The organism is Williamsia muralis NBRC 105860 (assembly GCF_001598915.1).
Classification (GTDB): domain Bacteria; phylum Actinomycetota; class Actinomycetes; order Mycobacteriales; family Mycobacteriaceae; genus Williamsia; species Williamsia muralis.
In genome coordinates, this window is record NZ_BDAP01000003.1 from 152,611 (window position 1) to 168,952 (window position 16,342).

The 16,342-nt window shown below is 67.0% G+C and carries 16 protein-coding genes; 13 read left to right on the forward strand and 3 right to left on the reverse strand.

All coding sequences use genetic code 11. The features are described from left to right. Positions 1-11: 11 nt before the first annotated feature. A complete protein-coding gene (locus WIMU1_RS12760) occupies positions 12-1,517 on the forward strand; it encodes an MFS transporter (RefSeq protein ID WP_371850297.1) in 1,506 nt (501 codons plus the stop codon). 15 nt (positions 1,518-1,532) lie between these two features. Here the strand turns inward: WIMU1_RS12760 and yaaA are convergent, their stop codons facing one another. After that, complete coding sequence (gene yaaA, locus WIMU1_RS12765) at positions 1,533-2,276, reverse strand: peroxide stress protein YaaA (protein ID WP_062797808.1); 744 nt, start codon at positions 2,274-2,276, stop codon at positions 1,533-1,535. A gap of 80 nt (positions 2,277-2,356) precedes the next feature. Here yaaA and WIMU1_RS12770 point away from each other — a divergent pair, with 80 nt between their 5' ends. After that, positions 2,357-4,096: a proline--tRNA ligase gene (locus WIMU1_RS12770; RefSeq protein WP_174548732.1), complete on the forward strand. Its 1,740-nt coding sequence runs from the start codon at positions 2,357-2,359 to the stop codon at positions 4,094-4,096. Between the two features lies 1 nt (position 4,097). Here WIMU1_RS12770 and WIMU1_RS12775 read toward each other — a convergent pair whose 3' ends face one another. Then, positions 4,098-4,526, reverse strand: coding sequence for a ferritin-like domain-containing protein (locus WIMU1_RS12775; protein ID WP_307714810.1), 429 nt, complete (start codon positions 4,524-4,526; stop codon positions 4,098-4,100). Between the two features lie 2 nt (positions 4,527-4,528). Then, a complete protein-coding gene (locus WIMU1_RS12780) occupies positions 4,529-5,086 on the reverse strand; it encodes a hypothetical protein (protein ID WP_157366794.1) in 558 nt (185 codons plus the stop codon). A gap of 212 nt (positions 5,087-5,298) precedes the next feature. Between WIMU1_RS12780 and rimP the strand changes: the two genes are divergently transcribed. The 11 genes from rimP to truB all read left to right on the forward strand — a co-directional run bounded on the left by rimP (position 5,299) and on the right by truB (position 16,321). Then, a complete protein-coding gene (rimP, locus tag WIMU1_RS12785; protein ID WP_084248282.1) occupies positions 5,299-5,895 on the forward strand; it encodes a ribosome maturation factor RimP in 597 nt (198 codons plus the stop codon). Further along, positions 5,892-6,917 (forward strand): transcription termination factor NusA, encoded by a 1,026-nt coding sequence (nusA, locus tag WIMU1_RS12790; protein WP_062797817.1) that lies wholly within the window; start codon positions 5,892-5,894, stop codon positions 6,915-6,917. Before rimP ends, nusA begins: the two co-directional genes overlap by 4 nt. 104 nt (positions 6,918-7,021) lie before the next feature. After that, positions 7,022-7,318, forward strand: a complete 297-nt coding sequence (locus WIMU1_RS12795; protein ID WP_038254870.1) for a YlxR family protein — start codon at positions 7,022-7,024, stop codon at positions 7,316-7,318. Positions 7,319-7,421: 103 nt separating this feature from the next. Beyond that, complete coding sequence (infB, locus tag WIMU1_RS12800) at positions 7,422-10,346, forward strand: translation initiation factor IF-2 (RefSeq protein ID WP_062797819.1); 2,925 nt, start codon at positions 7,422-7,424, stop codon at positions 10,344-10,346. 88 nt (positions 10,347-10,434) lie between these two features. Beyond that, entirely contained in the window at positions 10,435-10,728 is a 294-nt protein-coding gene (locus WIMU1_RS12805) for a DUF503 domain-containing protein (RefSeq protein WP_062797821.1), read from the forward strand. Between the two features lie 73 nt (positions 10,729-10,801). Next, a complete protein-coding gene (gene rbfA / locus WIMU1_RS12810) occupies positions 10,802-11,290 on the forward strand; it encodes a 30S ribosome-binding factor RbfA (RefSeq protein WP_023959754.1) in 489 nt (162 codons plus the stop codon). Next, positions 11,287-12,261 (forward strand): DHH family phosphoesterase, encoded by a 975-nt coding sequence (locus WIMU1_RS26695; protein ID WP_062797823.1) that lies wholly within the window; start codon positions 11,287-11,289, stop codon positions 12,259-12,261. Before rbfA ends, WIMU1_RS26695 begins: the two co-directional genes overlap by 4 nt. Continuing rightward, a complete protein-coding gene (locus WIMU1_RS12820) occupies positions 12,258-13,691 on the forward strand; it encodes an MATE family efflux transporter (protein ID WP_243404325.1) in 1,434 nt (477 codons plus the stop codon). The genes WIMU1_RS26695 and WIMU1_RS12820 overlap by 4 nt, the downstream gene beginning before the upstream one ends. Positions 13,692-13,744: 53 nt before the next feature. Further along, positions 13,745-14,737 carry a metallophosphoesterase family protein gene (locus tag WIMU1_RS12825; RefSeq protein WP_062797825.1) on the forward strand — a complete coding sequence of 331 codons (993 nt, stop codon included), beginning with the start codon at positions 13,745-13,747 and terminating at the stop codon, positions 14,735-14,737. Continuing rightward, on the forward strand, positions 14,734-15,387 hold the full coding sequence (locus WIMU1_RS12830; RefSeq protein ID WP_062797827.1) for a 4'-phosphopantetheinyl transferase family protein: 654 nt from the start codon (positions 14,734-14,736) through the stop codon (positions 15,385-15,387). The genes WIMU1_RS12825 and WIMU1_RS12830 overlap by 4 nt, the downstream gene beginning before the upstream one ends. Positions 15,388-15,397: 10 nt before the next feature. Beyond that, positions 15,398-16,321: a tRNA pseudouridine(55) synthase TruB gene (gene truB / locus WIMU1_RS12835; RefSeq protein WP_062797829.1), complete on the forward strand. Its 924-nt coding sequence runs from the start codon at positions 15,398-15,400 to the stop codon at positions 16,319-16,321. Positions 16,322-16,342 lie beyond the last annotated feature (21 nt).

The window sequence follows — 16,342 nt, forward strand, 5'->3', positions numbered from 1 at the left end:
CGTCGATGCCCATGACCTCATCGACACGCATGTCTGCTGACGTCGGACAGACCCGCGTGTGGGGCCCGCAGATCGTCGTGCTGGGCGGTATGCAGCTGCTCGTGGTGCTCGACGGCACGGTAGCCGCACTGGCTCTGCCCCGCATACAGACAGCGTTGGAGCTCTCCGACAGCGCCGGAGCATGGATCATCACCGCGTACGTGCTCGCGTTCGGTGGTCTGATGCTGCTCGGCGGAAGGCTCGGCGACACCTTCGGACGCAAGAGGATGTTCGTCGGGGGCGTGGCGGCCTTCACCGTCACCTCCCTGCTCTGCGGACTCGCCTGGGATCCGTTCAGCCTGATCATCGGGCGCGGGCTGCAAGGCGCTTCGGCAGCGGTGGCCGCGCCCACCGCAATGGCCCTGGTGGCAACCACATTCGCGCCGGGCAAACCCCGCAACCAGGCATTTGCGGTCTACGCCGCGATGACCGGGATCGGCTCGGTGGCAGGTCTGATCGCAGGAGGCGTGCTCACCGAACTGTCCTGGCGGCTGGTGTTCCTGATCAACGTCCCGATCGGTCTGCTGGTCGCGATAGGCGCCATTTTTGTCCTCCAGGAGTCACAGGGTGAGCGACTGCCGCTCGACGTCCGGGGTGCCGTACTCGGTACCGCCGGGTGTTCCCTGGTGGTGCTGGCGGTGAACGAAGGACCCGGAGGCTGGTTACGTCCGATCGTCGTGGTCCCGCTCATCTTGGGGATCTGTGCGCTGATCGCTTTTGTGATGGTCGAGCGTCATGCCGACAATCCCATCCTGCCGTTCAGTCTGTTCGCCAACCACAGCCGCGTCGCAGCGCTGGTCGCGATCCTGCTGGCGGGCGCCATCATCATGTGCATGGCGGTCTTCATCTCGCTGTACCTGCAGGGCATTCTCAAGTACTCACCGATCCAGAGCGGCATGGCCGTGGTGCCGTTCGCCTTCGGTCTCGGGATCGCGGCGGCCGTCGCATCCAAACTGGCGTTGCGTTTCCAGCCGCGATGGTTGGTGATCGCCGGCGGTTCGGTGGTGGTCGCGGGCTGCGCCTACGCTGCCGCGATCGCCCGCGATGCGCCCGCCTACATGCCGCACATCTTCATTCCGGTGATCGTGATCGGCGCCGGCGTGGGTATGGCGGTGATCCCGCTGACGCTGTCTGTGGTCGCCGGAGTGGGGCCCACCGAGATCGGACCGCTGACCGCGCTAGCGCAGGTGGCCCAGAACCTCGGTGGGGCGATTGCACTGGTTGCGGTCGGGGCGATGGTGACCTCGCGGACACTGTCCGAGGGCGGGGTGACCGGCCCGGTGGAAGAGATGGACGTCGGCGAGCTCGATGCGCTCGCAAGCGGTTATGGGCTAGCGTTCGTCTGTTGCGCCGCGATCGCCGTCCTTGCCGGTGTGGTGGTGATGTTCATGCGTTTCACCCCCGAGGACGTCGCAGAGGGGCAAGCGGCTCAGGAGGCCGCTCACACCGACATCGACCCCAACGAACTGACTGCCTGACCCTGCGCGCCTCGCTCAGTCGGTGAGGACGATCAGCTCCCGCTCAGAGGCCACCTCGGCTCGCTGACCCCCGTCGGCGACGATTGCCGCCAGCGAGTTGATGTCGCGTACCTGTTTGCGAGACCGGATCAGGGAGCGGGCCACCACACCCTTGTGGTGCTTGTTGAAGTGGCTGACAACGGTGCGTGTGCCGTCGGGTCCCTCGGTCAGCACGGTCACCGTGATGGCGTCGGGGACCGGACCCAGTTGCTGGTAACCACCCGACCGCAGGTCGATCACCACATCCTCGCCCAGAGCTGCCAGTGCCTCGGGGAGCGCGGGTTTCCATTCGGCTGCCAAAGTCCTGAACCCCGGAATTTTCGACCCTGCGGACAGTCGGTACGCCGGGATCAGGTCGCCCGCTCGCACGACGCCGAACAGTGCCGAGCCGACAGCGAGACGGTCGATTGCCTTGTTCTTGCCTGCCCGGCTCAGCGACGGGTAGTCGAGTGCGTCGAACAACACACCGGTGTATCGCTCGATCGCCGGTCGTGTCGGACTCGTCCACAGCTGGGCGTTCCGCTCGATCTCGGGCGTCGCCGACGCCCCCAGGCCCAGAGCCTTACGGCTTGCGTCGTGGTCGTCGGCGAGGGACACGATGGCCTCGGCCAGCTTGCGGCGGATGGGCGTCAGGGTGGGCAACGACAACGCGTCCAGGTCCAGTGGAGCGCCGCGGCCGCCTCCGGCCTTGGTCTCCGAGGGGGGTAACACGATCAGCACAGTGCAACACCGTATCGCCGACGGCTCAGCCGTGACCGGGCACCGCCGGGAAGGCGTCCAGACCCCGTTAAGGTGACACCGTGATCACACGCATGTCGACCCTGTTCCTGCGCACGCTGCGCGACGACCCAGCCGACGCCGAGGTACCCAGCCACCGGCTGCTGGTCCGCGGCGGTTACGTCCGTCGGGTCGCCCCAGGCGTGTACAGCTGGCTGCCCCTGGGCCTGAAGGTGTTGCGCAAGGTGGAGACCGTGGTGCGCGAAGAGATGGACAACATCGGAGGCCAGGAGATCTCTCTGCCTGCACTGCTCCCGCGCGACCCGTACGAGGTCACCGGCCGCTGGACCGAATACGGCGCCGCCCTCTTCCGGCTCAAGGACCGCAAGGGCGCCGACATGCTGCTCGGACCGACACACGAGGAGCTGTTCGCGCAGCTGGTGAAGGGGGAGTACTCGTCCTACAAAGACCTCCCGGTCACGCTGTACCAGATCCAGACCAAGTATCGCGACGAAGAACGCCCGCGTGCGGGCATCCTGCGCGGTCGCGAGTTCATCATGAAGGACTCGTATTCCTTCGACCTGGACACCGACGGATCGAAGGCGTCCTACGACGCCCACCGAGAGGCGTACCAGGCGATCTTCCGCAGGCTCCAGGTCAAGTACGTCATCGTCGCCGCCACGTCCGGCGCGATGGGGGGCAGCGCGTCCGAGGAGTTCCTCGCCGAGAGCGAGGTCGGCGAGGACACCTATGTCCGCAGCCCCGAATCCGGGTATGCGGCCAACGTCGAGGCGGTCATCACCCCGGCACCGCCGGCGCGCCCCATCGAGGGCCTGCCCGAGGCGACCGTGCACGACACCGGCAACACCCCCACCATCGACACGCTCGTGGCGTGGGCCCAGGCGACCTTCCCTGATCGCGGCTTCACCGCGGCGGACACGCTCAAGAACGTGGTCGTGAAGCTGCGCCATCCCGACGGCACGACCGAACTGCTCGCGGTGGGTGTGCCCGGGGATCGCGAAGTCGACATGAAGCGGCTCGAAGCAGCTGTGGAACCTGCTGCGCCCGAACTCATCACAGACGCCGATTTTGCTGCCAACGCCTTCCTGGTCCGCGGCTACATCGGCCCGAAGGCCCTGCAGGACAACGGTGTGCGCTACCTGGTCGACCCCAGGATCGTCGACGGCGCCGCGTGGATCACCGGCGCGAACGAGCCGGGCAAGCATGTGGTGGACCTGGTGGTCGGGCGGGACTTCGTGCCCGACGGCACGATCGAGGCCGCCGAGGTGCGCGACGGGGATCCATCGCCCGATGGCCTTGGCACCCTGGTGACCGCCAGGGGGATCGAGATCGGCCACATCTTCCAGCTGGGTACCAAGTACACCGACGCATTCGATGTGGACGTCCTCGGCGAGAACGGCAAGCCCGTACGGCTCATCCAGGGTTCCTACGGTGTCGGCGTGTCCCGGATGGTCGCCGTGATCGCCGAGCAACACCACGACGAGAAGGGTCTGCGGTGGCCGAAGTCGGTGGCGCCCTTCGACATCCACCTCGTGATCGCGAACAAGGACGAACAGGCGTGGGCCGGGGCGCAGAGTCTGGCCGCCGACCTCGATGCAGCCGGCATGTCCGTGTTGATCGACGACCGCAAGGCGTCACCCGGAGTGAAGTTCAAGGACGCCGAACTGCTGGGCATGCCCGTGGTGGTGGTCGTCGGTCGTGGCTGGGCGAACGGGACGGTGGAGATCCGGGATCGCTTCACCGGCGAGGCCACCGAGGTCGCTTCCGACGTGGCGGTCGAGACGTTGCTTGCGGGCCGCTGACTCAGATCGTGCTGCCGGGCAGCGCGACGGTCGACGGTGAGATCCGTAGCGCCAGACGCCATGTCGCAGCCCGACGGGCGCTGTCGGTCAATCCGCCCAGCGCCAGGCCGCGTACGGCGGCGTCCTCGGCGCGTTCCAGCAGGGCGCGGTAGGCGATCGTGCAGTCCTCTTCGGTGGACAGCGCGACGGTGAGGGCAGAAACCGGGTCGGTGATCGGCTGCGGCAGATCGTAGCCGGGTGCGGCCTCCGGCACCTCGGTCGCGGCGGTGGTGAGAGCCGCGGTCAATTCTTCTCGGCGTGATCGATGTTCGGCGGTGAACTCGGCGATGGTCTGCGCCCGGGCCGCGGCCGCGTACGCGGCCACCACCCCGTAGGTGAAGATCGTCGCGTTCTCTGCATCCAGTGTCGCCGCGAGGGCGTCGGTGGTCACGGTCACGAGAGTTGCACCGCCACAGCTGTTGTGGTGCCGGCGCTGATCGACCCGAGGAGGCCGGCGACATACCCCTGGGTCTGCACCGCCAGGTCACCGGTCGACCGGGCGGAGGCGATCAGCTGTGCGCGCAACTGATCGATCGTCAGTGGGGCCGGCGGGCTCGGACTCGGCGCCGCGGAACTCGATGCGCTTTCCGCGCGTCCGCTGTCGAGACGGGTGATCTCGTCGGTCAGCGCCCGTGCATGCGTGCTGCGCTCCTGTGCGATCACGGTCAGTGCGGCCGCCCGGTCGGGATTGGTCGCCACCGCGGCCGTCGCGGCAGTTGCATCGGCGTTCGCCGAGGCGACCTGGGGGAGCAGCTGGTCGGCGAGCTTTTGTTTCGCGGTGACCTCCGCGCTGTCACCGCATGCAGCCACCGTCGCCACCGCGGCCGCACCCGCCGACAACACAACCGTCGATCGCAGGAAAACCCGTCGCGTAGGACTCCAGCTGGTGGAGCCCGAGGGTTCCACGGACCTCACCAGGTCCATCGAGTTTCGTATGTCACTGACCGTCACAGGTTCACATAGTGCCAGTCGCGCTCGGCAAGGGAAGACTCTGCCGGTTCGCGGTGGGTCGCGTGCCCTGCCGACCGAGCAGGTGGGCGAAACGGTGTCCGCGGGGCGTTAAGCTGATGGCCACACGCCGCATCGCCGATGCGAAGGCATGCGGCCGACTATGGACCGCTCGACATGCTGGGAACCGACAACTGCACATGGAGGAGACGCCGATGCCCGGGGCAATCGACCAGGACCGGATCAGCGCACTGCTCGAGCCGATCGCCGCTCAGAACGGCTACGACGTCGAGGAACTGACGGTGTCCGCCTCCGGTGCGGAGAACGTGGTCAAGGTGGTCGTCGACCGCGACGGTGGCGCCACACTCGACGAACTGGCCGCCCTGAGCAGATCCATCTCCGAAGTGCTCGACGCTCCGGCCGAATCCGACGACTCCGTCGGCGACACGACGTCCGCCGACCCGGTCGCCGCATTCGACACCTATGTGTTGGAAGTGACATCGCCGGGCGTGGACCGCCCGCTCACGGCAGCGCGTCATTGGCGACGCGCCGCCGGCCGCAAGGTTGTCGTCGACCTCGTCGGCGAGCCGCCCGAGCGGGTCGCCGGGCGGGTGGGGCGACTGACCGACGACGAGAACAGCGTGTCGGTGGTCATCAAGTCCGGCCGGGGACTGACCACCCGGCAGATCGAGCTGGCGGCGGTACGCAAGGCGTTCGTACAGGTGGACTTCGGTGAACCGTCCCCTGCGGAACTAGAGAAGTGCGGCCTCGATCCCGAACAGATCGAGGCAAGACGGAAAGGGAACAAATGAATATCGATATCGCAGCATTGAGAATGATCGAGGCCGAGAAGGGCATCTCGATCGACACCGTCATCGAGACCATCCAGTCGGCTCTGCTGACCGCGTACCGCCACACCGACGGATTCGCCCCCCACGCGTACATCGACGTGGACCGCAAGTCGGGTCAGGTGCGGGTGATGGCGCAGGAACGTGATGAGGACGGCAACGTCATCTCCGAATGGGACGACACACCAGAGGGATTCGGGCGGATCGCGGCGACCACCGCACGCCAGGTCATCCTGCAGCGTCTCCGAGATGCCGAGCACGACAAGAACTTCGGCGAGTTCTCCACCCACGAGGGCGAGATCGTCGGCGGCGTGGTCCAGCAGGATGCCCGAGCGAATGCACGCGGCATGGTGGTCGTGCGGATCGGCAGCGAGGCAACGGGTCAAGAAGGTGTGCTGCCGCCGGCGGAACAGGTGCCGGGAGAGAAGTACGTGCACGGCGAGCGGATCAAGTGCTACGTGGTGGGCGTCACCCGCGGGGCGCGTGGACTCCAGATCACGCTGTCGCGAACCCATCCGAACCTGGTCCGCAAACTCTTCTCGCTTGAGGTCCCGGAAATCGAAGACGGGTCGGTGGAGATCGTCGCCGTGGCCCGCGAGGCCGGGCATCGATCGAAGATCGCGGTGCACACCGGGGTCGCCGGGCTCAACGCCAAGGGCGCCTGCATCGGGCCGATGGGGCAGCGGGTCCGCAACGTGATGAGTGAACTGGCCGGAGAGAAGATCGACATCATCGACTACGACAACGATCCCGCGGTGTTCGTCGGTAACGCCCTCTCGCCGTCGAAGGTCATCTCGGTCACGGTGGTCGATCTGGCTGCCAAGGCGGCGCGGGTCGTGGTTCCCGATTACCAGTTGTCGCTGGCCATCGGCAAGGAAGGGCAGAATGCGCGGCTCGCGGCGAGGCTCACCGGATGGCGTATCGACATCCGTAGCGACGCCCAGCCCGATCCCGACCACGTCGAGTCGGCGGCGGGTGCGAGCTGACCGAAAACTCGCCGGAAAGGGTGGCATTGGCATCTGCAGCGCCCAGGACGGTAGACTTTGCGGTGGTCCACAGTGATCCTTCGCCCCACCGCGAGAAAATTCCGATGCGTACCTGCGTCGGATGTCGACAGTGTCGCCCGGCCACCGAACTCGTTCGGCTGGTCGTCTGCACCGACGACGGTCTCCCGGCTGTTGTGATCGACCACCGAAAGACCATGCCAGGGCGAGGAGCCTGGCTGCATCCCGAACCGGCATGTCTGGTGACGGCGGTGCAGCGCAGAGCCTTCGCAAGGGCATTTCGGCTCGGCGGGTTGACCGTCGACGCCGATCTACTGACCCGAGAGATCGAGTCGGTAGCCACACAGAGAGGCCGGCAGCAGTCGGCCACTAAGGACAGGTAGCAGAAGACATGAGCACACCGTGAAGTTCTTGCGATGAGCACGTTTCGGACGTAGACCGAGGTCGTAGCGGGCAATGCCGCTCGACCTCCAAGTGAGGAGAGCAGTGGCAGGCAAGGCCCGCGTGCACGAATTGGCCAAAGAACTGGGCGTGACGAGTAAAGAAGTACTCGCCCGACTCAGCGAACAAGGCGAGTTCGTCAAATCAGCGTCGTCGACCGTAGAGGCCCCCGTGGCCCGGCGACTTCGCCAGTCCTTCCCCGGGAAGGACGCTCCCGCCGCCAACGGTGGAGCACCGTCATCAAACGCCGGAGGCAGCGCCCCGGCAGCAAAACCATCAGCAGCCAAGCCGGGTGCCGCGCGCACCCCGGCTCCTTCAGCGCCGGCACCGAGCGGTTCGGCTCCGGCCGCGCCGTCGACCGGCGCAAAGCCTGGCGCCCCGCGCCCGGCGGCTCCCGCAGCCAAGGCGACACCGGCAGCACCCCCGGCGCCCCCGGCAGCAACTCCGGCCCCGCAGAACCGGCCCGCTCCCCAGCGTCCGGCACCGGCGGCTCCTCAGGCTCCCGCAGCATCGGCAGCCTCCGCGACCCCGCCTGCGGCTCCTTCCCGTCCGGCTCCGGCCGCACGGCCGGCCGCTCCGGGCCCCAAGCCCGGTCCGCGTGCGCCGCGGGTCGGTAACAACCCTTATTCGACGGCCGCTCCGGTCGAGCGTCCGGCGCCACGTCCGGCACCCGGCGCGGGCGGTCCCCGTCCCGGCGGCGGCCAGCGCCCCGCACCCGGCGGCGCGACCGGCGGACGCCCGGCACCGGGTCAGGGCGGTCCCCGTCCCAGCCCCGGCAGCATGCCTCCTCGTCCCAATCCCGGTGCCATGCCGGCTCGTTCGGCCCGCCCAGGCGGTCCGGGCGGACCCGGCGGAGCACGCGGCGGTCCCGGTGGCGCACGTGGCGGACCCGGCGGTGCCGGTGGTGCCCGCGGCGGTCCCGGTGGCGGCGGCGGTGGATACCGCGGCGGTCCCGGCGGCGGTGGCGGCGGAGCCCCGACAGGTGCTCCCGGTGGTCCTCCCGGTGGGTTCCGCGGACGCCCGGGTGGTGGCGGTCGTGGACGCGGCGGCGGCGCAGCCGGTGCCTTCGGTCGCCCGGGCGGTGCAGTCCGTCGTGGTCGCAAGTCGAAGCGGGCGAAACGCGCCGAGTACGAGAGCATGCAGGCTCCCGCAGTCGGCGGCGTGCGGTTGCCACGTGGCAACGGCGAGACCATTCGCCTTGCTCGCGGTGCATCGCTGTCCGACTTCGCCGACAAGATCGACGCGAACCCGGCAGCACTGGTGCAGGCGCTCTTCAATCTCGGTGAGATGGTCACGGCCACCGAATCGGTGAACGACGAGACGCTCGAGCTGCTCGGCGGCGAGATGAACTACGTCGTGCAGGTCGTCAGTCCTGAAGACGAAGATCGCGAACTGCTCGACTCCTTCGACCTCACCTACGGCGAAGACGCCGGTGGCGAGGACGATCTCGAGCAACGTCCGCCGGTGGTGACCGTCATGGGTCACGTCGACCACGGTAAGACGCGACTGCTCGACACGATCCGTAACGAGAAGGTCCGCGAAGGCGAGGCCGGTGGCATCACCCAGCACATCGGTGCCTACCAGGTCCTCACCGAACTGGACGGCAACGAGCGGCTGGTCACCTTCATCGACACCCCGGGTCACGAGGCGTTCACCGCCATGCGTGCCCGTGGTGCCAAGGCCACCGACATCGCGATCCTCGTGGTCGCGGCCGACGACGGTGTCATGCCGCAGACGGTCGAGGCCATCAACCACGCACAGGCGGCCGACGTGCCGATCGTCGTGGCGGTCAACAAGATCGACAAGGAAGGTGCTGATCCGCAGAAGATCCGCGCTCAGCTCACCGAATACGGTCTGGTTGCCGAGGACTTCGGCGGCGACACCATGTTCGTCGACATCTCCGCCAAGCAGGGCACCAACATCGACGCGCTGCTCGAAGCAGTTCTGTTGACCGCGGATGCCTCACTCGACCTTCGGGCGAACCCGGACATGGACGCGCAGGGTGTGGCCATCGAGGCCCACCTCGACCGCGGCCGCGGCCCGGTGGCAACCGTGCTCGTGCAGCGCGGAACGCTCAAGGTCGGCGACTCGATCGTCGCCGGAGACGCCTACGGTCGTGTCCGACGGATGGTCGACGAGCACGGCGCCGATGTCACGGCGGCTCTGCCGTCGCGCCCGGTCCAGGTCATCGGTTTCACCTCGGTGCCCGGTGCAGGCGACAACCTGCTGGTCGTCGACGAAGACCGCATCGCCCGCCAGATCGCCGATCGCCGCAATGCGCGCAAGCGCAATGCGCTGGCCGCACGCAGCCGCAAGCGGATCAGCCTCGAAGATCTCGATTCGGCTCTGAAGGAGACTTCGCAGCTGAACCTGATCCTCAAGGGCGACAACTCGGGAACCGTGGAAGCGCTCGAAGAAGCGCTGCTCGGTATCGAGATCGACGACGAGGTGCAGTTGCGGGTCATCGACCGCGGTGTCGGTGGCGTCACTGAGACCAACGTGAACCTGGCCTCGGCATCGAACGCGATCATCATTGGGTTCAACGTCCGTGCCGAGGGCAAGGCAACCGAACTCGCGAACCGCGAGGGTGTCGACATCCGGTACTACTCGGTGATCTACCAGGCCATCGACGAGATCCAGAGCGCGCTCAAGGGCATGCTCAAGCCGATCTACGAAGAGGTCGAACTGGGTCGGGCCGACATCCGTGCGATCTTCCGTTCGTCGAAGGTCGGCAACATCGCGGGTTGTCTGGTCACATCGGGCATCATGCGCCGGAACGCCAAGGCACGTCTGCTGCGCGACAACGTCGTGGTCGCCGAGAACCTCACCATCTCCTCACTCAAGCGCGAGAAGGACGATGTCACCGAGGTCCGCGACGGCTACGAATGCGGTCTCACGATCACGTACAACGACATCAAGGTCGACGACGTCATCGAAACGTACGAGTTGCGGGAGAAGGCACGCGAATGACGTCGGCGACGGACATCAAGGTCGACGACGTCATCGAGACGTACGAGTTGAGGGAGAAGGCCCGGGAGTAATCCCGGACCAGGACGTCATGTTTGTCGGCTCCCTGGAGATCGACCTACTGCTCGGAGACGTCCGGTCCCTGAAGCAGAAGCGCTCAGTGGTGCGGCCAATCGTCGCATCACTGGCGCGTCTGCGGGTTTCGGTCGCCGAGGTCGACGACCGCGATCTGCACCGCAGGGCGCGGATCGGGGTCGCGGCAGTCGCCACCGATTCCCGGCACATCGGTGAAATACTCGATGCCAGTGAAGATCTGGTCATGCAGCGGCCTGAGGTCGAAGTGTTGTCCGTCCGGCGCAGAATCCGCAGCAGCGACGACGACTGAGCTCACTGCAGCACAATTACTCGAGAAGAATTCGGCTCACGGGCCGGTCTGAGAACAGAAGGAGTGAGGTCCCATGGCAGACCCCGCACGGGCACAGCGGTTGGCGAAGCGGATCTCATCGATTGTCGCCACGGCCATCGCCAAGGAGATCAAGGATCCCCGGCTGGCCTACATCACGGTCACGGACGCGAAGGTGACCGGCGATCTACACGATGCAACAATTTTCTACACGGTGATGGGTCCGTCGCTCGACGAAGAACCCGATTACGCGGCGGCGGCAGCCGGTCTGGCCAAGGCGACCGGCATCCTGCGGTCGAAGGTCGGAGCCGGAACAGGCGTCCGCTTCACCCCGACACTGAGCTTTGTGTTGGACAAGGTGCCCGACACCGCACGTGATCTCGAAGAGCTACTCGAGCGTGCCCGCCAGCAGGACGAGGAAGTCGCCCGGCTGGCCCGCGATGCCGCCCCGGCCGGCGACCCGGACCCCTACAAGGAACCGGCCCGGGCCGATGGTGATCCCGGCGACGAAGGTGCGGGTACTGCGGGTGCCGGCGAAAGGTGAACACCACCGAAACGGCGGCCACCTCCGCACTGCGGTCGATCGTCGACGTGCTGGCAGCTGCCGAGCACGTCACCGTCCTCTGTCATACGCGACCTGACGCCGACACCATCGGTAGCGGCCTTGCCATAGCCGGAGCACTGCGACGCCGAGGCACCGTGGTGGAGGTGAGCTTCCCCGATTCGACGACGCTACCTGCGGCGCTGGCCGAATTGCCCGGCGCGGACACGCTTGTCGAGCCGGGCGAGGTGGTCGGCCACCCCGTCGTGGTGACCGTGGACTGCGCAAGCATCCATCGTCTGGAATCGCTGGCCGCCGTTGTGGAGGCGGCGCAGTCATCGGTGGTGATCGACCACCACGCGTCCAACGACGGTTTCGGGACCATCAACTTCGTTGATCCCACTGCCGACTGCACGGCCGAACTCGTTCTCGAGATCATTGATGCCCTCGAGGTGCCGCTCGACGTCGAGGTCGCCACCTGCCTCTATGCCGGCGTGGTCACCGACACTGGGTCATTCAAGTGGGCGAGCCCCCGATCACACAGGATCGCCGCTCGGTTGCTCGAACTGGGCGTCGACGGCCGGAGATGGACTCGGCGACTTCTCGACACCCACCGGTTCGCGTGGCTGACGATGGTTGCCGCCGCCCTCGACTCGGCGGAGCTGGTTCCCCACGCGTTTGCCGGACGCGGTCTGGTCTACGCCGTGGTCGACCACGAGTCCACCGCAGCGCTCGGCTGGGAAGAGAGCGAGAGTGTGGTGGACATCGTGCGCACCACCTCCGAAGCCGAGGTCGCGGTTGTCTTCAAGGAGGCCTCGCCGGGTCAGTGGACGGTGTCGATGCGGGCCAAGTCGGAGGTCGACCTCGTCCCGCTGGCTCGGCTACACGGCGGCGGCGGTCATCGGCTCGCGGCGGGATACGGCGCCACCGGGACGGCCACGGAGGTCGTCGGGCAGTTGTTGCGCTCGGTGTGACCGAAGCACCCGTCGGGGAGTTCACTCCCACCAACAGCCGAATCCTGCGGTTGTCGGCCTCGGCCCTGGTTGTTCTCGTGGCCGAGCCGTTGTACCTGATGCTCGATCTGGCCGTTGTCGGCAGGCTCGGTGGTCTCGACCTCGCAGCGCTCGGTGTCGGGGTGCTGGTCTTGTCGGTCGTCAGTACCCAGCTCACATTCCTGTCGTACGGCACGACGGCCCGGGCTGCCCAGAAGTTCGGCGCCGGCGACCGGGCAGGCGCGGTGGGCGAGGGGTTGCAGGCCACGTGGATCGCGCTGGCAGTGGGTGCGATCATCGTGGCGGTCATGCAGGTGGCCGCGCCCTGGATCCTCGAGGTGCTCACCGGCGGTGGTGAGGTGGCCACCGAGGCGGTCGACTGGCTGCGCATCGCGGTCTGTGGGGTGCCGTTGATCCTGCTGTCGATGGCCGGTAACGGCTGGATGCGCGGCGTGCAGGACACCCGGCGTCCCATTCTGTACGTGGTTGCCGGACTGGGTCTTTCGGCAATTCTGTGCCCGATTCTGGTGCACGGACTGCTCGGTGCGCCGCACCTGGGGCTCGTGGGCAGCGCAATCGCCAACGTCATCGGCCAGAGTCTGGCCGGGCTCCTGTTCGCGATCCGCGTACTCCGCGAGTTCAGTGCGGTCACTCGCCTGACGCCGGTGGGCGCCGGACCCGGTGATCGATCGACGGTGTCCAGGCGTCCTCAGTGGACGGTCATCGCAGCGCAGCTGACCCTAGGCCGCGACCTCATCATGCGCAGTCTCGCCTTTCAGGTGTGTTTCCTGTCCGCAGCCGCCGTGGCGAGCCGGTTCGGCGTCGCAGCGGTCGCGTCCCACCAGCTCGTCCTGCAGCTCTGGAACTTCGTCGCCCTCGTCCTCGACTCGTTTGCCATCGCGGCCCAGGCCCTGGTCGGTGCCGCCCTGGGAGCCGGTGCGGTCCCGGCAGCCTGGAGAGTCGCCCGCCGCGTGATCGCTTGGTCGCTGGGTGTGTCGGTCCTCCTGGCAGCGATGTTCGCCGCGGGCAACGCCGTCTTCCCGCGAGTGTTCACCTCCGACGCCGCGGTACTCGACGAACTGTCCACGCCGTGGTGGTTCTTCGTCGCGATGCTCCCGATCGCGGGAATCGTTTTCGCCCTCGACGGCATCCTCCTCGGGAGCGCAGACGCGGCCTTCCTGCGCACCTCGACACTGCTGTCGGCAATCATCGGATTCTTGCCGCTCATCTGGTTGTCCCTGGCGTTCGACTGGGGTCTGGCCGGTATCTGGACCGGCCTTGTCGTGTTCATGGTGCTGCGGCTGGTCACCGGTGCGTGGCGAGTGCACGGTGGCCGTTGGACCGAGGTGGCATCCGGGCGACCCCAGCGCCCTGAACCGGGTCCACCCGAACCTTCGACTACCCTCGCGTGACGGGGCGGAAGACGAGACGGGCAGATCTGTGAACATCGGCGAGAGGACGCGACATGGCGACACTGTGGGCGATCAGTGACCTGCATGTCGCGCACCGCGGGAACGAATCGATCATCGACCGGATCCGGCCCGAGGGCGACGGCGACTGGCTGATCGTCGCCGGTGACGTCAGCGAACGTACCGACGACATCTCCGACACCCTGCGCCGCCTCAAAGCGCGGTTCGAGACCGTGATCTGGACCCCGGGCAACCACGAGCTCTACACCACCGCCAAGGATCCCATGCAGATCTTCGGCGTCGCACGCTACGACTACCTGGTGCAGATGTGTCGCGATCTGGGCGTCGTCACACCCGAGGACATCTACCCCCTGTTCGACCCCGGTGACGGGACCGCACCGGTTCGTGTGGTGCCGATGTTCCTGTTGTACGACTACACCTTTCGACCGAAAGGCACCGTCAACAAGTTGCAGGCCCTGGCTGTCGCCAGGGAGAACAACGTGGTGGCCACGGACGAGTTCCTGTTGTCGCCCGAGCCATTTCAGACGCGCGACGCCTGGAGTCGGGCCCGCATCGACCAGACTCGCCGCCGGCTCGACCGACTCGACCCCACCGAGCGCACAGTGCTGATCAACCACTGGCCGCTGCGACGAGAGCCCACTGACGCATTGATGTACCCCGAGTTCGCCCTGTGGTGCGGCAGTGAACTCACCGACGACTGGCATCTGCGGTACAACGCGATGTGCAGCGTGTACGGACACCTGCACATTCCCCGCACCACCTGGTACGACGGCGTGCGGTTCGAAGAGGTGTCGGTCGGCTACCCGCGCGAGTGGGGCCGCCGTGGCCTGCCGGATCCCTTGCTGCGCAAGATCGTTCCCGATGACGGTTTACTGCCCGAGTACCTGCCCGAACACGGCGCCCGGTTCGAGCTGCCCCCGGACTACAAGGAACGCGCCGAGGAGTTCGCCCAGAAGCTGGCCAAGAAACGTGAGGACGTGAAGGTGCGCCGCGCCGAGCGTGAACAGAAGCGAGACGAGACACCATGATCGAGAAGCTGTTTCCCTCAGGGGTCGCAGTGGCCGAGTCGTTCGGCGAGATGGCCGACGCCGAGCCGATGGCCGCCGAGGCCTCGTTGATCGCCCGTGCCGTGGACAAGCGTCGTCGCGAGTTCATCACCACCCGCAACTGCGCACGAGAGGCGCTGAGCCGACTGGGTGTCGAGCCGGTGCCCATCCTGCGTGGCGACAACGGTGAACCGCTGTGGCCCCGTCAGATCGTGGGCAGCCTGACCCACTGCGACGGGTATCGGGCGGCGGTCGCGGGCTACGCGATGCAGGTCCGTTCGCTGGGCATCGATGCCGAACCGCACGAGCCTCTGCCCGAGGGAGTTCTCGAGCACGTCAGCATCGAGCCCGAGCGAAAGGTGTTGGCGGCCCGGGACTCGGACGTGCACTGGGACCGACTGCTGTTCTGCGCAAAGGAAGCCACCTACAAGGCGTGGTTCCCGTTGGCCAAACGTTGGCTCGGTTTCGAGGATGCGCACATCACGTTCGAGCAGACCGCAGAACGCACGGGCACTTTCCGTACCGAACTCCTCGTGGACGGTGCCACCGTGGACGGGGGCCAGCCTTTGCTCGGGTTCGATGGGCGCTGGTTGGTCCAGGACGGTCTCATCGTCACCGCGATCGTGCATTGAGGAGTAGACCGTGAGTTCTCGACCACCACATTCAGGCCTTGACGGCGCGGGCCTGATGATCATCGACAAGGCCGCCGGCGTCACGAGCCACGACGTCGTCGCCTCGTGTCGCAAGCTGCTCAAGACACGGCGCGTGGGGCATGCCGGAACACTCGATCCCATGGCCACAGGCGTGTTGGTCATCGGGGTGGAGCGGGCGACCAAGATGCTCGGCCTCCTCTCGCTGACCACCAAGGCGTACGACGCGACGATCCGGCTCGGGGCCACCACCGACACCGACGACGCCGAAGGCAGCGTTCTCACCCGCACCGACACGAGCGACCTCGATCACGCGCGCATCCACACCGAGGTCAAACCGCTGACGGGGGAGATCAGCCAGATCCCGGCCCGCGTCAGCGCCATCAAGGTCGACGGTCAGCGCGCGCATGCGCTGGCCCGCGAAGGCGCCGACTTCGAACTCAAGGCCAGACAGGTGACGGTGTCTCGATTCGACGTCGTCGACATCGAGACCGTCCAGGACGGCGACGCGGTCTACACCGACGTGCGTGTCCAGGTCGAGTGCTCGGCGGGGACCTATATCCGGTCGCTGGCACGGGACCTCGGGGCCGAACTCGGCGTGGGTGGCCACCTCACGGCACTGCGGCGCACGAGGGTCGGTCCGTTCGGGCTCGACGTGGCGCGCACGATCGCCGAATTGGCCGACGACCCGACGGTGTCGCTCGACATCGATGCAGCAGCGCAGTTCGCCTTTGCCCATCGCAACATCACCGCGGAGGAAGCCGAGTCGATCAGTCAGGGGCGCTGGCTCGAGCCGATCGGGATGGCGGGGGTCTACGCAGCCATCGACCCTGAGGGCCACACCATCGCGCTGCTGCAGGAAAAGGGCCGCAGAGCCAGCTCGGTGATGGTGGTCCGGCCGGCGACGTTGCGCTGAGAACCGTCTCGGCCGAGTTCA

What these genes read in the sequence shown, in the direction of transcription:
- WIMU1_RS12760 (WP_371850297.1), top strand. Translation starts at nt 12, where the DNA reads ATGACCTCATCGACACGCATGTCTGCTGACGTCGGACAGACCCGCGTG.
- rimP (WP_084248282.1), top strand. Translation starts at nt 5,299, where the DNA reads ATGCCCGGGGCAATCGACCAGGACCGGATCAGCGCACTGCTCGAGCCG.
- nusA (WP_062797817.1), top strand. Translation starts at nt 5,892, where the DNA reads ATGAATATCGATATCGCAGCATTGAGAATGATCGAGGCCGAGAAGGGC.
- WIMU1_RS12795 (WP_038254870.1), top strand. Translation starts at nt 7,022, where the DNA reads ATGCGTACCTGCGTCGGATGTCGACAGTGTCGCCCGGCCACCGAACTC.
- WIMU1_RS12805 (WP_062797821.1), top strand. Translation starts at nt 10,435, where the DNA reads ATGTTTGTCGGCTCCCTGGAGATCGACCTACTGCTCGGAGACGTCCGG.
- rbfA (WP_023959754.1), top strand. Translation starts at nt 10,802, where the DNA reads ATGGCAGACCCCGCACGGGCACAGCGGTTGGCGAAGCGGATCTCATCG.
- WIMU1_RS12825 (WP_062797825.1), top strand. Translation starts at nt 13,745, where the DNA reads ATGGCGACACTGTGGGCGATCAGTGACCTGCATGTCGCGCACCGCGGG.
- WIMU1_RS12830 (WP_062797827.1), top strand. Translation starts at nt 14,734, where the DNA reads ATGATCGAGAAGCTGTTTCCCTCAGGGGTCGCAGTGGCCGAGTCGTTC.